Annotated in this window: 17 protein-coding genes; 12 read left to right on the forward strand and 5 right to left on the reverse strand. The window is 66.4% G+C overall.

The features are described 5' to 3' along the window. The first annotated feature begins 89 nt into the window (after positions 1 to 89). The 6 genes from J2853_RS42960 (at position 90) to J2853_RS42985 (ending at position 3,606) form a co-directional block, all read left to right on the forward strand. The gene (locus tag J2853_RS42960) at positions 90 to 890 is read left to right on the forward strand and encodes a hemerythrin domain-containing protein (protein WP_307567443.1); all 801 of its coding nucleotides are present in this window, start codon (positions 90 to 92) and stop codon (positions 888 to 890) included. 3 nt (positions 891 to 893) lie between these two features. Then, a complete protein-coding gene (locus tag J2853_RS42965; protein WP_307567445.1) occupies positions 894 to 1,307 on the forward strand; it encodes a VOC family protein in 414 nt (137 codons plus the stop codon). A gap of 112 nt (positions 1,308 to 1,419) precedes the next feature. Beyond that, positions 1,420 to 1,854, forward strand: a complete 435-nt coding sequence (locus J2853_RS42970) for a YdeI/OmpD-associated family protein (protein WP_370879559.1) — start codon at positions 1,420 to 1,422, stop codon at positions 1,852 to 1,854. A gap of 370 nt (positions 1,855 to 2,224) precedes the next feature. Next, a complete protein-coding gene (locus J2853_RS42975) occupies positions 2,225 to 2,668 on the forward strand; it encodes a pyridoxamine 5'-phosphate oxidase family protein (protein ID WP_307567447.1) in 444 nt (147 codons plus the stop codon). A 94-nt stretch (positions 2,669 to 2,762) separates the two neighbouring features. Continuing rightward, positions 2,763 to 3,407: an HAD family hydrolase gene (locus tag J2853_RS42980; protein WP_307567448.1), complete on the forward strand. Its 645-nt coding sequence runs from the start codon at positions 2,763 to 2,765 to the stop codon at positions 3,405 to 3,407. Then, the gene (locus tag J2853_RS42985) at positions 3,388 to 3,606 is read left to right on the forward strand and encodes a hypothetical protein (RefSeq protein ID WP_307567450.1); all 219 of its coding nucleotides are present in this window, start codon (positions 3,388 to 3,390) and stop codon (positions 3,604 to 3,606) included. Before J2853_RS42980 ends, J2853_RS42985 begins: the two co-directional genes overlap by 20 nt. 181 nt (positions 3,607 to 3,787) lie before the next feature. Here the strand turns inward: J2853_RS42985 and J2853_RS42990 are convergent, their stop codons facing one another. From J2853_RS42990 to J2853_RS43000, 3 genes are all read right to left on the reverse strand, one after another. Continuing rightward, a complete protein-coding gene (locus J2853_RS42990; protein WP_307567452.1) occupies positions 3,788 to 4,255 on the reverse strand; it encodes a hypothetical protein in 468 nt (155 codons plus the stop codon). Between the two features lie 444 nt (positions 4,256 to 4,699). Further along, a complete protein-coding gene (locus J2853_RS42995) occupies positions 4,700 to 5,350 on the reverse strand; it encodes a cysteine hydrolase family protein (protein ID WP_307567454.1) in 651 nt (216 codons plus the stop codon). Between the two features lie 339 nt (positions 5,351 to 5,689). Beyond that, positions 5,690 to 7,164, reverse strand: a protein-coding gene (locus J2853_RS43000; protein ID WP_307567455.1) for an IS3 family transposase whose coding sequence is annotated in 2 segments (ribosomal slippage) — positions 5,690 to 6,825 and positions 6,825 to 7,164 — 1,476 coding nt in all. Because the reading frame shifts where the segments join, the coding sequence is not laid out codon by codon here. Positions 7,165 to 7,416: 252 nt separating this feature from the next. On the opposite strand from J2853_RS43000, the gene J2853_RS43005 reads away from it, so the two are divergent. From J2853_RS43005 to J2853_RS43020, 4 genes are all read left to right on the forward strand, one after another. Next, a complete protein-coding gene (locus J2853_RS43005) occupies positions 7,417 to 9,669 on the forward strand; it encodes a helix-turn-helix domain-containing protein (RefSeq protein ID WP_307567457.1) in 2,253 nt (750 codons plus the stop codon). Positions 9,670 to 9,685: 16 nt separating this feature from the next. Then, on the forward strand, positions 9,686 to 9,907 hold the full coding sequence (locus tag J2853_RS43010; protein ID WP_307567459.1) for a hypothetical protein: 222 nt from the start codon (positions 9,686 to 9,688) through the stop codon (positions 9,905 to 9,907). 513 nt (positions 9,908 to 10,420) lie between these two features. Beyond that, the gene (locus J2853_RS43015) at positions 10,421 to 10,723 is read left to right on the forward strand and encodes a hypothetical protein (RefSeq protein WP_307567461.1); all 303 of its coding nucleotides are present in this window, start codon (positions 10,421 to 10,423) and stop codon (positions 10,721 to 10,723) included. Between the two features lie 547 nt (positions 10,724 to 11,270). Continuing rightward, a complete protein-coding gene (locus J2853_RS43020; protein ID WP_307567463.1) occupies positions 11,271 to 12,473 on the forward strand; it encodes a hypothetical protein in 1,203 nt (400 codons plus the stop codon). A 144-nt stretch (positions 12,474 to 12,617) separates the two neighbouring features. On the opposite strand, the gene J2853_RS43025 is transcribed toward J2853_RS43020, so the two are convergent. After that, positions 12,618 to 13,202, reverse strand: coding sequence for a hemerythrin domain-containing protein (locus tag J2853_RS43025; RefSeq protein WP_307567465.1), 585 nt, complete (start codon positions 13,200 to 13,202; stop codon positions 12,618 to 12,620). After that, positions 13,199 to 13,396, reverse strand: coding sequence for a DUF2243 domain-containing protein (locus J2853_RS48065; RefSeq protein ID WP_370879495.1), 198 nt, complete (start codon positions 13,394 to 13,396; stop codon positions 13,199 to 13,201). Before J2853_RS48065 ends, J2853_RS43025 begins: the two co-directional genes overlap by 4 nt. Between J2853_RS48065 and J2853_RS43030 the strand changes: the two genes are divergently transcribed. Both J2853_RS43030 and J2853_RS43035 read left to right on the forward strand, forming a co-directional pair. After that, the gene (locus J2853_RS43030; RefSeq protein WP_307567467.1) at positions 13,334 to 13,459 is read left to right on the forward strand and encodes a hypothetical protein; all 126 of its coding nucleotides are present in this window, start codon (positions 13,334 to 13,336) and stop codon (positions 13,457 to 13,459) included. The genes J2853_RS48065 and J2853_RS43030 overlap by 63 nt on opposite strands. 165 nt (positions 13,460 to 13,624) lie before the next feature. Then, complete coding sequence (locus J2853_RS43035) at positions 13,625 to 15,022, forward strand: hypothetical protein (protein WP_307567469.1); 1,398 nt, start codon at positions 13,625 to 13,627, stop codon at positions 15,020 to 15,022. The last annotated feature ends 27 nt before the right edge of the window (positions 15,023 to 15,049 follow it).

Here is a 15,049-nt window from a genome sequence, read left to right on the forward strand (position 1 = left end):
CGGAATCTCACGTTGATGCTGGCACGCCGCCACTCCACAGTGGGAGACGTCCAAAACCGCAAGTGGTGGTCCCGTCGAAGGAGTTGGCCGTGAGCGACACGCTCGACACGACGGCGATGTATGCGATGCATGACGCGCTGCGCCGGGAAGCCGAGCACCTGGCCAGAGTCACCACCCGGGTCGGTGCCGACCCGGGCGCCGTCCTGCGCACAGCCGTCGGCTGGGAGCTGTTCAAGACCTCCCTGCACATCCACCACGCCGCCGAGGACGACGTGCTGTGGCCCATGCTGCGCCAGATCCTGTCCGACCGGCCAGCCGACCTGACGCTGCTGGAGGCGATGGAGGCAGAACACGCCGCCATCGACCGGGTCATCGAGGCGATCGATGAGGTACTGGCCGCGTCCGAGGACGGGTTGGACCGGCTCGGGGATCTCACCGATTCCCTGGTCACCGGCCTCACCGGACACCTCAGGCACGAGGAGGACCAGGCGCTTCCGCTGATTCAGGCGGCCGTCACCCAGGAGCAGTGGAATCGCTTCGGGCGGATCCACGCCCAGCGGATCGGTCCCGCCGTACCCAGAATCCTGCCGTGGCTCCTGGACGGCGCGGGCGACCAGACCGTCGCCGCGATGCTGGCGCAACTCACCGAACCGGCGCGCCAGGCCTACCAGCACCAGTGGCGACCCGCCTATGCGGCCCTCGACCGCTGGCATCAACGAAAGGAACGATCATCGCCGGCGGCATCGGTCAGGTTTGAAGAAGCATCGGTCGGGCCGCCGCTTCTACCGTTAAGTGACACACGCGCCGGGGTGGCGCCCGGGCCCTGCCTGGATGCCCGGCCGGGCACACGACCACCCATGCACCACATAACCATCTCTGTAAAGGAATAAGACATGAAGGCACACGTCAGCTCGATCCTTCTGGGCGTCCGGGACATGGATCGGGCCAAGCAGTTCTACACCGATGGGCTCGGCTGGAAGATCCAGAGCGACTTCGGTATCTCGGTGTTCTTCGAATCGGACGGCGCCTCGCCCGTCGGCTTCTACAGCCGTGAAGGCCTGGCCGCTCAGGTGGGTACGGACCAGGAGGGCAGCGGCTTCAGCGGACTGGTCCTGACCTACGTCGTCCGCAGCGAGACGCGGGTCGACGAGGTCATGGCGGAGGCTGAGAAGGCCGGCGCCACGATCCTCAAGCCCGCCGGCGCTCTGCCGTGGGGCGGGTACGGCGGCACCTTCGCCGACCCGGACGGCTACATCTGGAGCCTCGGCTACAGCCCCAAGGGCACCGACCAGCCCTACGCGGAGTAGCCGCGAACTTTGTCACACAGCCGTCCGGGATGGCGGGGCGCGCTGTCGCCGCCGTCCCGGACGGCTGTGACCCCGAGTGCCGGTGAACCGGCAGGACGAACAGGAGAAGATCATGAAGTTTCGGGCCCACGTTGAGCCACCTGAGCCCATGCGGGGCCTAGAAGTTCCGTCCGAGGTGATAGCAGCGCTCGGCGGGGGCCCGCGGCCGCCCGTGACGATCACAGTCAACGGGCACTCCTGGAAGAGCCGGGTCGCCCTCCTGCGCGGCCGCCACCTGCTCGGTCTCAGCAATGCCAACCGGCAGGCCGCAGGTGTTGCGATCGGCGACGAGGCCGAGGTCGAATTGGAGCTCGACACCGAGCCGCGCGTCGTCGTCGAGCCAGAGGACTTCGCACAGGCTCTGGACGCCGACCCCGTCACCCGCGCCGCGTACGACGATCTCGCGTACAGCCACAAACGTGAGCATGTACGCGCCATCGAGAGCGCGAAGAAGCCCGAGACGCGCCGGCGGCGTATCGAGAAGGCCATCACCACCCTGCGGGGCTGACTCCCGAAGGTAGGACTCCGGCGGCAACGCAATCACCGTGCGGAGGCATCACCCTGCCCGACTCTCCCCGAAACAACAGATATGTCGAAACGCCTTCCGGCCGGTCTGTACTTGTTTCTTGCCTTTGAGTTCGCGTTGGGCGCCGTGACCAAGTACTGGGCCGCGCCGACCTACCTCGTCATCATGGGCATCCTCGCGCCGGCCAACCGGCCCGCCGACTGGCGCGACCTCCTGCGGGCTCCTGCCGGCGAGGAGCGGATCCCCGTGCTGGTCAAGCAGGCAGCAAACTGGGTTCCGTGGCCCGACGGTGTCACCGCGAGCCACGGCCTCCAACCTTCCTCACCCGTATCCGGAACAGGAGACCCGACGCATGAAGGCCTCGCCTCGATCGCTCGCGCAGCGCATACAGGACACCCGGCGCCGCCTCGACGAAGACGTCGACGCCTGGGTGGCCACCGCCGACCGAGCGGGTACGCCGTATCTGGTGCCGCTGTCGTTCCTCTGGGACGGCGAGACGCTGTTGATCTCGACGGCGGCGGGCAATCCCACGGCCCGCAATCTCCGTGCCGGCAGCCGGGGCCGGCTCACGATCGGGCCGACCCGCGACGTGGTCCTGATCGAAGGATCCGCGGTCGTCGCCGACGGGATCACCGACGAGGTCGCCGACGCGTTCGCGGCCAAGACCGGGTTCGACCCCCGCCGGCAGCGCGACTACCCGTACTTCCACATCCTGCCGGAACTGATCCAGGCCTGGCGCGAGGTCAACGAGATCGCAGGACGGGATCTGATGGTCAACGGCACGTGGCAGACCTAGCGCGAGCCTGGGGTGGATGGGTCTTCTGGGAACCAGTCGTGGCCGTATGCACCACCAGCCCCTTCTTGCCGCCTGTCCAGTCCCACCAGCTCACATGTCCGTCGAGGCCATCGATTCTCCAGCCTCGGAGCCGGTCGACCTGGACAACACCCTCATCAACCTGGACGAGGCGTTCCAGGCGTGGGCGGGGGAGTTCGCCGACAAGCATGGCCTGGGGCGTGAGGCGGTTAAGTGGCTGATCGCTCTTGACCGTGCCGGCTACCCGCATCGTGAGGTCTTCTTCACCAAGGCGCGCGATCACTTCGCTTTGGCCGAGCCGGTCGACGAGCTGTGGAGTCGCTACCGCCGGCGCATGCCGCACCTCGTTCACTGCCGACCCCAGGTGATGGACGGCCTGTCTCGGCTACGCGCGTCGGGCCGGCGGGTGGCGATCGTCACCAACGGGACGGCGGACAACCAGCTTGGCAAGATCCAGCGCACGGGACTGGCCGAGGCCGTAGACGCCTACGCGCTGTCCGGAGTCGAGGGCATCCGCAAACCCGATGTCGGTCTGTTCGAGATCGCCGCCAAGCGCTGCGGTGCGACTCTCGCAGACGGAGGATGGATGATCGGCGGTCACCTCGTTGCGGACATCGGCGGAGGACGCGCAGCCGGTCTGCGGACGATCTGGATCGACCGAGGCACATGGCTGGGTGGTCCTCGCCGGTCTGACCGCCTCGGTGGTCGACGGTCCCGGTGAGTCCGGGATCTTCGTCGAATGCATCGTCCGTCCCGAGGAGGCCGAGGAGCGCTTCGCATGGCTGGAGGCCGTGGACCGTGCCGGTGGTGCGGTCGTGCTAGTCATCGACTCGCGCAGTGCGGTGGATGACTGGGTTGTCATGGCCGAAGGCGGGAAGGCCCTGGGCGGCTTCGTGTCCGCGGCTCAGCGGGACGGGTGACCGCCGGGAGGCAGAACCAGCAGCCGTCTCGGGACAGCCGAGGTCTGGTCGATCGTGCTAACGCTGTTGCTAACAACGTCCCTGGACGTCGGTGTACGCCTGTGGAACCCGATCAAGCTGGAAAGCTCGTTGAGCGGGCGCTTCTGACAGCGGTGGACGACTGTGGACGATCTCCAACTGGCTACGGATCAGAAGGCGCCTGGTTGGTGCCCGGCTTGTCTCGGCTCCAAATCTGAGTACATCGAGGGAGGTCTCTGATGCCGCTACCTTCCGGGATCATGCCCCAGAGAAAGGGGATCAGATACTGAGGCGGTTCGCCCAGGAGGGCGACCAGTTCGTCCTCGGAGACGGTGAGGGTGAATGCCGAGCCCGGTTTCCGCGAGTTCCATCCTTGTTCGACGGCCCGTCGGATGCATCTGCCGGCGAGGATGGGACGGAGCGCGATCGTTCGCTCTCCTCGCCAGTTGTCCGGCCGGGCACAGGGGAGTGACACCACAAGAACGCCTCCCGGCTCCTCGGCTCGCTCGACGGCGAAGCTGAGCGGGCTCCAACTGTTGCCCTGGTTGTAGGTCGGCTTGTGGCGGACACGCCAGCGGTAGACGATGCCATCGACGGTGATGAGCCGCGTGCCCTTCTTCGGCATTGCCACAATTGCCTCCAGCTCTGCTGTTGTTCCGTGGGAGCACCGGAATCAGCGAGAAGTGATGCAAGACGCTCGCAAGCGTAATCGCTACTCATCAGGGTGATCGAAAAGTTTTCGCTGATGCCCAGTTCGCAGGTCGGAGATCACCCAGATCTACGAGGGCAGGGCACACCCAGGGCACATGGGCACGAGAAGCAGCGCGAAACGATGAGAATCAGCGAACGCCAAAAGTGCGGCTCCCTCGCTGGAGGGCGTCAGGCGCGTACAGGTCGGCGTGTCCGAACTCGTGATCATCAAGGGAGGGGCGGCCTGTCCTGGCACGGAGAACGTCGGAAGGCCTGCCCGACCGTCCCGCTCCGCCTCGCCGGCGGCCGCCGAGCGATCCGCCGCCGGGATGGACCTGGCGTCCGGATCGTGCCGCCTGGCGTACTCCCCGAAGACGAGGAGGACTCACCGGAGCATTCGATCGACGACTTCCTTGGTCGAGGGCACCGCGTGAGCGAGGAATCGGTAATTGACGATCGCCGCTTCGTAGCCGTCGCCCCGGTCCGGATGCCGCGGTCCAGCGGTCGCGTCCCTGACAACCGCCACCTCGAAGCCCTGCTCGAGAAATTCGCGCAGATGGGATTCGACGCACATGTTTGCGATCATGCCGCCGAGAACAATCCTGTTGATTCCCCGCTTGCGCAGCTGCAGGACCAGATCGTTGGTCTGCGGCCCGAACACCTTGTGCGGACTGACAACGATCGTCCTGCCGTCTTCGATGTAGGGCTTGAAACGATCCAGCCAGTCCGCGCCGGAGTCGCGGAAACCGGTCAGATCCAGCGGACCGCTTCGCGCGAAGGTGCCGGTCCGCAGCTCATCGGCCTCCAGCGGCCCATTGAACGTCCAGCCGCTGTCGGCGGGATAGAAGTAGTGGGGCGATATGAAGACGTCATAGCCCCGCTCCTCGGCGGCCCTGAAGATACGCTCCATGTTCTCGACCGTGCCGTTTTCGGTGACACTCGCCCCGACCGCCGCCCAGCTCGTTCCGTTTTCGCTCAGTACGTCGTTCTGCGGGTCGATGAACACCACCGCGGTGTCGGACTGTTGGATTTCCATTGTCCCGGCCCCTTTGCCGTTCCTGATTCGCCCGGCTCGCCGTCAGCAAGACCGGCCCCATCCGGACGGCTAGACTGCGGGGCATACCCCTTCCGGTCGGCCGGCAATCGTCGTGTGCCCGCCGCGGCCGAGGTCGGTTGCCGGATTTGGGCAGCTCAGAGGGGTGGCCGAGGCCTGGTTCGCCGCCCTCGACGCCAGCCGACGCGGGCCGTTCCCGGCGAGCACGGACCGTTTGCCCGCGCGCTCCAGGCATTGAGCCCTCTCCGTGCACGGCTCCTCGTTCGGATCGATGGCCACGGTGGCGGAACCTGTCAATTTGATCAAGGCAGTTGAGCTGGGCTAATTCTGTGTCGGCTTCTCTGGTGTGTCCTTCTGCTCGTCCGTCTGGTCCTGTTTGGGTTTGTTGATCCACGTCGGGCCGGGCAGGTTGGGAGGGGTGGGGGCGCCGCCGCTGGCGAAGCGTTCGGGGTGGGCGGCTTGGGCGGTGGCCAGGACGTGGGCGCGGCGGTCTCGGACGGCGGCAGCGCGACCGTAATGCGCGTCAGCCGGGTGGTGGTAGCCGATCCCGGAGTGGTAATGCTCCTGGTTGTACCAGGTGTAAAAGTCCTGGCAGAAGGCGCGGGCGTCCTCGATCGAGCCGAACCGGCCTGGGAAGGCCGGACAGTACTTGAGCGTTTTGAAGCTCGCCTCGATGTGCGGGTTGTCGTTGGATGTCTTGGGGCGACTATGCGACTTGGCCACGCCCAGGTCGATGAGCAACTCGGCGACGGTCTTGGACTTCATCGAGCTGCCGCGGTCGGCATGCAGGGTCAGGGCGTCACGGTTGACCTTCTGCTTGATGATGGTCTGAGCGATCAGCCGCTTGGCCAGCGCGGCCGACTCGCGGGAGGCGACCATCCAGCCGACCACGCAACGGCTGTAGATGTCGATGATCGTGTACAAGTGGTACCAGATGCCCTTGTGCGGGCCGCGTAGCTTGGTGATATCCCAGGCCCACACCCGGTTCGGGGCGTCGGCGAATAGCTCGGGGATGGTCTTGGCCGGGTGGGTGGCCTGACGGCGCCGATCGCGGCCGACCTCGCCGTGTTCGCGCAGGATCCGGTACATGGTGGATTCGGATGCCAGGTAGGTGCCCTCGTCCAGCAGCGTGAAGTACGCCGTGGCCGGGGCCGCGTCAGCGAACCGCTCATTCAGCACGGTGCGGATGCGCTCGCGCTCACCGTGCGAGAGCGCGGCCGGGTGCGGCGTGCGCGGGATGCTCGGCCGGTCCGGGGCGGGGCTGGTGCGGTTCTTGCGATACCAGTTGGCCTGTGGCACTCCGGCCGCCGCGCACGCGTTGCGCCGCCCAAGCAACGGAGTCAGTTCCTCAATCGCCTCGGCTTGGGCGGTTTCGATGATCTCGGTCACTGCTCGCCCCGGCCCGTCGGTGCCTCGCTGCCGGTGGCGAACTGATCCAGCAGCGCGAAGAGCTTTCCCTGCACCTCGATCACTTGGCGGGTCTTGTCGAGTTCGGCGCGCAGCCGCTCAACCTCGCCCTCCAGCGTGTCGATCTTCTTATCGCGTGGATCGGCCTTGGGGCGGCCGACCGGCCGGGCCAGAGCCTCGCTCGCGCCATGGTCTCGGGCTGTCTTCCAACTGGAGATCAACGACGAGTACAGGCCTTCCCGGCGCATCAGCGCGCCCTTGCCGGCCTTGTCGAGCTGGTCGTACTCCGCCAGGATCCGGGCCTTGTAGGCCGCGGTGTATCGGCGGACCGCAGCCCGCTCACGCACCTGCGGGTCAGGGATTTGCGGATCCAGCTTGCTTGCTTCCACGAAGGGATGTCTCCTTCCCCGCCCTCGATACAGAGTTTTATGCCTACTTGCTACCTCTGTCCATTTTGGCAGGGAGGGTGGCGACCTGCCTGGCATGCCGGTGGTCGAGGATGACGATCTTCCGGGCGACCATAAGGTATGGGTGCTCGGTCGATTCACTCAGGCGCACGGGGCGGGTAAGGACTGAGCCGCCCGGTGGTCGGAGCGGACACAGTTTCGGGAGTGCGGATGGTCGGCTCATTCGGTGTGCGTTTGCGGAGTTTGCGGCAGGCGGCGCAGTTGACGATCGAGGAGCTGTCACACACCTCCGGCGTGAGTGTGCGGGCCATCGGGAACATGGAGCGCGGCGTCAGCCGCGGTCCGCAGCGGCGCACGGTGGAGGCGCTGGCCGAGGCGTTGCGGCTGGGTGAGGAGCAGCGGGCGGAGCTGGTGGAGGCCGCGCGGACGGGCCGACCGAGGCCGGCCGGGCCGGTGCCGGGTGCGTGTGAACTTCCGCGCGGGGCGGGTGACTTCACCGGCCGGGTGCGGGAACTGGAGCTGCTGCGCCGGCTCGCCGAGCAGGCCGAAGCGGGACAGGCCGCGGTGGTGGCCACGATCTCCGGCACCGGCGGGATCGGCAAGACAGCCTTGGCCGTGCACGCCGCCAGGCACCTGGCCGAGGCGTTCCCCGACGGCCGCTACTACGTGGACCTGCGCGGCATGGACAGCGTTCCGCTGGCCCCGGGAGCGGTGCTGTCGCGGCTGCTGAAGGCATTGGGCGTGAACGAGCAACGCATTCCGAGCGATGAGGAGGAACGGGCCGGGCTCTACCGGGCGCTGCTGGCTGATCGCGGCTGCTTGATCGTGCTGGACAACGCCATCGATGAGGCGCAGGTGCGTCCCCTCCTCCCGTCCGGCGGTCCGGGGATGACGATCGTCACCAGTCGGCGTTCGCTGGCCGGCCTGGAGGGAGTACGGCAGATCCCGCTGGACCAGCTCTCCAGCCGGGAGTCGGCAGGGCTGTTGCGAGCGATCGTCGGTGCGGACCGTACCGAGGCCGATCCGGACGGCGTGGCCGAGCTGGCCCGGCTGTGCGGGAATCTGCCGCTGGCGATGCGGATCGCCGGCAACCGGCTGCAGAGCCAACCAGGCTGGACGATCAGCCAGCTGGCGGGCCGCTTGAAGGATGAGGAGCGACGGCTGGAGGCGCTGGCAGTCGGAGACCTGGCGGTCGCCACCGCTTTCGCCTTGTCGTACCAGCAGCTGTCCGGGACGGCGCGGCTCGCTTTCCGGCGGCTGGCGCTGGCGGCCGCGCCGGACTTCGGGGTACCGGTGGCCGCCGTCCTTACCAAGGCGGACCTGTTCGAGACCGAGGACGCGCTGGAGACACTGGTCGAGCTGGGCCTGCTCACCTCGCCGTACACCGGCCGCTACGTCTTCCACGACCTGGTTCGACTGTTCGCACGCGCCCAACTCGAACAAGAAGAGTCGATCGAGGCGCAGCAGGAGGCGCGCCGGCGGATGGAGAGCTGGCTGCTGGAGGTCGCGGTGGTCGCCGGGCGTTGGTTCGACTCCGACTACGGAGCACCGCCGCCGGAGTGGCGTTCCCTGGTCACGCTCGACAGCGAACAGGAGGCGAGTGACTGGCTGCGGGCAGAGGAAACGGCGTGGCTGGAAGCACTACGCTCAGCGGCTCAGCGCGGAGAACACGCGGCGGTGGTCGAGGTGGCCGTGTCCCTGGGCTGGTTCGCCGACATCTGGAAGCGGTGGGAGCACTGGCGCGAGGTGTTCGAGCTGTCCTCCCATGCGGCGCGGGCCATGGGCGACCGGCTGCAGGAGGCGGTGCTTCTCAACCACCTGTCCGAGGTGCTGACCGTGTGCGAAGGTCGTAGGGAGGAAGGGGAGGCGACCGCGTTGCGGGCGCTGGAGCTGGCCTGTGAGGTCGGCGACCTACGCCAGCAAGGATGCGCGCTGCTGTATGCCAGCCGGGCCCTCGGGGGTGATCCGGCGAACATGGAGCGTGAGCTGGACTACGGACGGCGAGCCGCTGATCTCCTCCTGCAAGCCGGGGACCTGCAGAGATACCCCGCGGCCATGGCGCGCTACGTCGCCGCGCTGCGCGTGGCGGGCCGGTTCGAGGAGGCATTGAAGTGCAACCTTGCACTGGTGGCCACGCTGAGTGACCCGGCCTACGGCGCTTCCCCGGCCGTCATCAACTTGACTCTCGGAAGCGCCCTGGGACAACTCGGCACCACTTACCTCGCGCTCGAACGCTGGGAGGAGGCGATCGACGCTTACCAGCGGGCGCTGCCCCACCATGCTGCCTACGCCCTTACCTGGGCCTTGGGGCTTACCCAGCGCAGGCTGGGCACCGCGTTGCGGCGTCTGGACCGCATCGAGGAGGCCCGCCAGGCGTTGACGGAGGCGGCACGGCTGTACGAGGAAGACGGTGACACCGAGCAAGTCGCCGAGGTGGTCAAGGAACTCGAGGAGATCGCCGCACCCAGCGCAACAGCTGAACGTTGAGCGCGGAGGTGTCCTCGTGAACTGGAACACCCTGACACCCTTCGTGCTCGCAGGTTTCGGCTTCCTCACCCTCGTGCTCACTCAACTGAGGGAAGTCTTGGCCAAGCTCCCAGAGCTGATTCGGATGTTCCGCACAGTTCGCCGCGCGATCGACGAAAAGCGGAGTACAGCAGGTGAGTACCTGATTGTGCTGGTTTCTCCATGTTCTCGGAGGATCGTCGCGTCTGACGTTCCATAGTTCATTGGGGAGTGCCGCACGGCAGCGCCATACAGCAACACCGCCTCACACGATCACACGTCATCAACCCGCGTCTACCACCTGAGCAGGTCGAGATGTCGCTGACGAGGCGTCTGCCCTTGCCTACGGCATTGGCTCGCGGGCCGGCTCGACGGTGGTGAGCGGTCAGTGTTCCAAGGCGCCCTTGAAATTCGCCGCGGGCTGGCTGACGTTGCCCTCGACCTGGTCACCGCAGCTTTTGGCCCATAGACGCTGGTTGCCGTGGCGCGGCAGACGGGCTTCTTGGCGCGCCTTTCAGCCATTGATCAATGGCTAAAGGGCGCCGGGTTCGCACCCTTCCCCTAAATTAGAATCTTGCCCGCAAATGATGACAAATGTTCACCAAGGAATTTTTAAGCATTTGCGGCAGCTTAAATAGCGTGGGCGTTTTGACCGTCATGTGGAGGGTAGCGGAGTGCGAGGTGGGATAATTCTATTCTCGCTACCCCGAAAAGAGATAAGGCGAAAAATAATATGAATAACCCTCAGGCTGCAGCAAATCCCGGACTCGGCCGCTCGGCCGCGGTATCTCACGACAGGCAGAAGACAGAGACCCGGCCGGCCTTCAAAACAACCGAATTCATGGTCTACATCGCCGCAGTGGTCGCGGTTGTGATCACGGCTCTCGTGGTCGGTGACGACACGCGCGGTGCTGCCGGCGACCCCTTCGGTGCCGACCAGGCCATCCGATACATCGTCTTCCTGACCGTCGGTTACATGCTGGCTCGAGGCCTGGCGAAGGCCGGCAGCTGGGCGCGGCGCGACGACCACGGCTAAGGTTCATCGTCACGTCGGGGCCCGATAACACGATGATCGTGACGCATATCCAAGTCTCGCCACCGCGACGACGCCGACGAGGCCATCGTCGCCCTCTATCGAGCTGGTCTCACTTCGCATGATTTACCCGCATGAGGTAAAAGGCGGACTTCGGCTATTCGAAGTGGCGAGATGCTGTCGGTGATCACGATTGGGTGCCGCAGGGCAGGGCCGCCGTGAGCGCCATTCATCCGGTGTTCCTGCTCCGCTGTCCGCAAGCACGAGACATTCCACCAGTCTGAGCCGCGTCTGAACGGCCAATGGCGTGCACCAGTGATCAGATTCCCGACAGCACGGTGAATACCCATGGGAACGCGCCCAGGCTGCCTCTTGGTCTCGGTGCTGCCAGTGCCACGACGGGCATGCCGAACAATATGACTCAGCGAGATCCATCGGCAGTGGTGTAACCCGACCAAGGGTTTTGAGCGCGAAGATGGCGCCAGGTTGGATCGCATGGAAAGGGGTACGCGAGCCTATCCATGCAGGTCACAGCTTTGAGGAGAACGGTATGTCCTTCAACCCACTGCAGGAGCGGGGAATCCCGCTGGATCGGCAGCTGCGCAACTGGCGTGAGCTGAACGTCCTGCCGATCGATCCCGACCATGCCGATCCCTACACGCGGTGCCGGATCATCGCGATGAACGGCATCGAGGTCGAGGCGATCTTATTCAGCCATCAGTTCGCCCGGCACTGCCCGGACATGGAGGTCAAGCATCAGCTGGCCCAGGTCCGCTACATCGAGGCCCAGCAGCAAAAAGCGGTCAACTGGCTGCTGCCCGGTCTGGCGTCGGTGCTGGAGACCACCATCGCCTACGAGCAGGTCGCGGTCGACCTGACCGCCTGGGTGGCCCGGATGGAGCCCGACCCCTACCTCAAACAGGCCTACCACTTCGGGGTCCTGGAGGACTTCGATCACCTGTACCGCTACGCCAACCTGTACGAGATGATCGAGCACCGCAGGGCCGAGAAGATCGTCGACAATCTGACCGAGGTGATGCCGGGCCGGCCCACCTACCTGCACCACCGCCACCCGATCGACAACGTGCGCGAGCCCTACGACAAGAGTGTCGTCGATCCGATCTCCCGGCTGCACGCACTGACGATCATGGCGGCCGAGCAGCAGACCATGAACTTCTACATGAACGTCGGCCCGACCTACATGGAGCCGATCGCCCGCCAGCTGTACCAGGAGATCGGGCTGATCGAGGAAGAGCACGTCACGCACTACGAGTCGCTGGTCGACCCGGGCGAGACCTGGTGGGAGCAGCTGGTCACCCATGAATACAACGAGTGCTACCTGTACCACTCGTTCATGCAGACCGAGTCCGACCCGAAGGTCAAGGCGATCTGGGAACTGCACCTGAACATGGAGCTGGAGCATCTGCGCATCGCCGCCGATCTGATGCGCCGCCACGACGGCCGCGAGCCCGAGGAGGTCGTGGCCCCGCAGCTTCCGGCGCCGGTGACCTTCGAGCCGAACAAGGGCTACCTGCGAGAGCTGCTCGGCACCGAGATCGACGTCACCACGATCGGCACCGGCTACGTGAAGGACATGCACGAGCGGTTCCAGCAGTGGCAGGAGGCCATCCACGGCGGGGAGAAGGCGCCGAGCGAGCTGATCATCGATGAGAACCGCACCAAGTCCGGCGAGGAGTACCGGCTGGAGACCGAGGGTCCGCATCCGGTGCCGAGCCTGCGCGCCCACCGTTAGCCGAAAACACGCGGGCGCCGGTTGTCCGGAAGGTGCAGGCGACGGTGCCGCCGTCACGGGTGAACACCGACGCCGGGCGCTTCCAGGCGTGCGGCCCGCGCCGCCCGGCAGGGGCGCGGGCCGCAGGTGGGCAGGACCGGCCGGTCAACCGTTCTTGCCCATGGCCTGGCGGATCACGTCCCGAGCCCGGTCCATGATCGCCACGGGCGTGCCCATGAGCAGGTTCGCGGTCGCCGACTCCACTCCCGGATGCGGGTGGGTCGGCGCCATCGCCTCGGCCGCCTTCACTCCCACCGCCATGGCCCGGCGCTCGGCCTCGCTGGTGTGGGCACGCAGCTGGGTGAACTCGTAGCGCTCCTCGCTTCTGGCATGGGCCATCACCGCTGCCCGCAGCGCCGTCAGGTTCGTCAGGAATTGCGGATCACCGGCGCCGGCCTTGTCCATCTCCATGAGCAGTTGCTTGGCTTCGTGCTCCTCGGCCAGCCGATCGTCCACCACGTCCTTACCGCCGTCGATCTTGAGACGGGCGTAGGGATGGACGATCTCCTCTTCGGCCGTCTCATGTACGGCCAGCAGCCGCACCAGCCGCTGGAATGCCTCGGGCCGTTCCTGGGCCGAGGCCTTCTCCACCTCGTCGAACAGATCCCGAATCAGCGCGTGCTGCGCGATGAGCAGGTCCACGACATCGTCCTGTCTCATCAGCTCAGGTGCCGTTTGTCGATCACTCATGGTCTTCCCCCCTTGTTCTCGGCCTGCGTACCCCGTCGGGCGGAGGGAATTCGTGCCAGGACGAATCCAAACGCGATCAGTACCACACCGAGAGCTGGAAACCTCAGGTCGTAGAGAAGCCGACCGGGCCCGTGCCGGACATGGTGCACCCCGAGAACCTGGTGGTCGATCACTCCTTCGACCAGGTCGAACACCCCCAGTCGACGATCATCCAGACGATCTTCGTGGAACGCATGGTGGACGTCGTGCTGAGGTGATCCTCTGTCGCTCGGACGTTCACCCCTGATGGTCGCCTTTCGGGGTCAGCCGTCGTCTCCACCCCGGTTCTTTCTCGCGAGCCCTCATCCCGGTCTGGACGCTCTGCGGCCGGCGACCGGATAATCCAGTCGAAGTGGAGCATGGTCACCCGGAACGATGACCTTGTGAAGTTCCGCGATGACAGCATTCAACCGCCCCGCCGAGAGATCATGACCGAGTTGCACGCCTCGCTCGACCGCCGGTACCGGCCCGAGGACGTCGCCGATCTGGTGCTCCAGGTACTGGATGGGCGGTTGTCGCAGAGGGAACGTGTGGTGCTGGAGCGCGCGGCCAAGTACACCTTGCGCCGGCAGGGCGGGTTCTCCTCGATGTCCACCGACTACGCCCGTCCGGTCGGCGGAGCGCGGCAGGTCGCGGCGGCCACCCGGCTGTTCGAACGGTCGGTGGAGGTCGACCCCGACGATCCGGAATCGCTGCTGGAGTTCGCGGCGACCATGGGGCGCGAGATCGGCTGGACGCCCGAGCGCACCGACTTCCTGGCCGACCGGCTGAACCGGGACGCCCGGGAGGCGGCGGGTATGGACGTGTCCAAGCGGCAGTACAACCGCCGCTTCCGGCTGTTGCGCAGGCTCGCCGCCAAGGCGGACGTGCTCGGCGTCGAGCACGACAAGCGGCGCCTGCTCATGGTGGGCGTCACCGGATTCGGGGCGGACATCGCGCTGGAGCGGTTCGCCGCGGACGTCAACGCGGCGTGCTACACCGCGCGGCGCAAGCTGCGCAGGGAGTTCAGCCTGTCGGGACGGGAGAACCCGTTCGACGAGATCGCCTCCGTGCTGCTCGACCGGTGCACGGCTGACAGCGACTGGTGGATGATCGCGCAGGTGCGAACCACTTCCGACGTCCTGGAACGTCTGACCGAACAGGAACGGGGGCTGCTGCTGGGCCAGTGGTCGGCGGTCATGCGGCACAGCGCGGATCTGCTGCGCAGCCACTGGAACCCGAGCACCGAACGCACAACCATGATCGTCAGGCGTGGTGACGACTCCACCACCTGGAACAACCTGGCGGTCGCCTACAACGCGGCCCGCGCTGGCTGGCTGGCCTGCCTGGCCTCGCTGAACGCACTGGATCTGCTGGACGTCGCGTGCCCGGGTAAGGCGATGCGGCTGATGGCCGCCGACCTGGTCCGCTGGCACAGGGGCAGCGGCGGTGACGTCGATCCGAACACGGCGGTGTGGGCGGCGTTGCCGCTGCCGTGGGAGGTCCTGGACGGGAGCGCGGTCTGTGCTCGCGGCGATGTCGAGGCGGCGTGCCGTGCGGCGAAGCTGGACCCGGCGCGGTCGGGCTGGACCGTGCCCGCGCCCAGGCGCGAGGTGGCGGTGTTCCGGCCGACGCCCGAGCTGGTGCACGGAGTGAGCATCGCCGACCCGGTCTGGGCCGCCCTGCTCCGGCGGGCGGGGGCGTTCAGCGGCCAGCACGTCAAACGCGAGATGGTCGCCGATGTCCGCCACGGACTGGCCTCCGGGGTGGTCATCAGCGATCTGCCCATCCGGGATCATTAATTCTGTGGCGCTCACGGACGATGTCGA

This window comes from Streptosporangium lutulentum (genome assembly GCF_030811455.1).
Classification (GTDB): Bacteria; Actinomycetota; Actinomycetes; order Streptosporangiales; family Streptosporangiaceae; genus Streptosporangium; species Streptosporangium lutulentum.

Bases quoted from the DNA above. Each gene is read 5' to 3' on its own strand.
- J2853_RS42965 (WP_307567445.1), top strand. From the start codon at position 894: ATGAAGGCACACGTCAGCTCGATCCTTCTGGGCGTCCGGGACATGGAT.
- J2853_RS42970 (WP_370879559.1), top strand. From the start codon at position 1,420: ATGAAGTTTCGGGCCCACGTTGAGCCACCTGAGCCCATGCGGGGCCTA.
- J2853_RS42975 (WP_307567447.1), top strand. From the start codon at position 2,225: ATGAAGGCCTCGCCTCGATCGCTCGCGCAGCGCATACAGGACACCCGG.
- J2853_RS42980 (WP_307567448.1), top strand. From the start codon at position 2,763: ATGTCCGTCGAGGCCATCGATTCTCCAGCCTCGGAGCCGGTCGACCTG.
- J2853_RS42995 (WP_307567454.1), bottom strand. From the start codon at position 5,350: ATGGAAATCCAACAGTCCGACACCGCGGTGGTGTTCATCGACCCGCAG.
- J2853_RS43015 (WP_307567461.1), top strand. From the start codon at position 10,421: ATGAATAACCCTCAGGCTGCAGCAAATCCCGGACTCGGCCGCTCGGCC.
- J2853_RS43020 (WP_307567463.1), top strand. From the start codon at position 11,271: ATGTCCTTCAACCCACTGCAGGAGCGGGGAATCCCGCTGGATCGGCAG.
- J2853_RS43025 (WP_307567465.1), bottom strand. From the start codon at position 13,202: ATGAGTGATCGACAAACGGCACCTGAGCTGATGAGACAGGACGATGTC.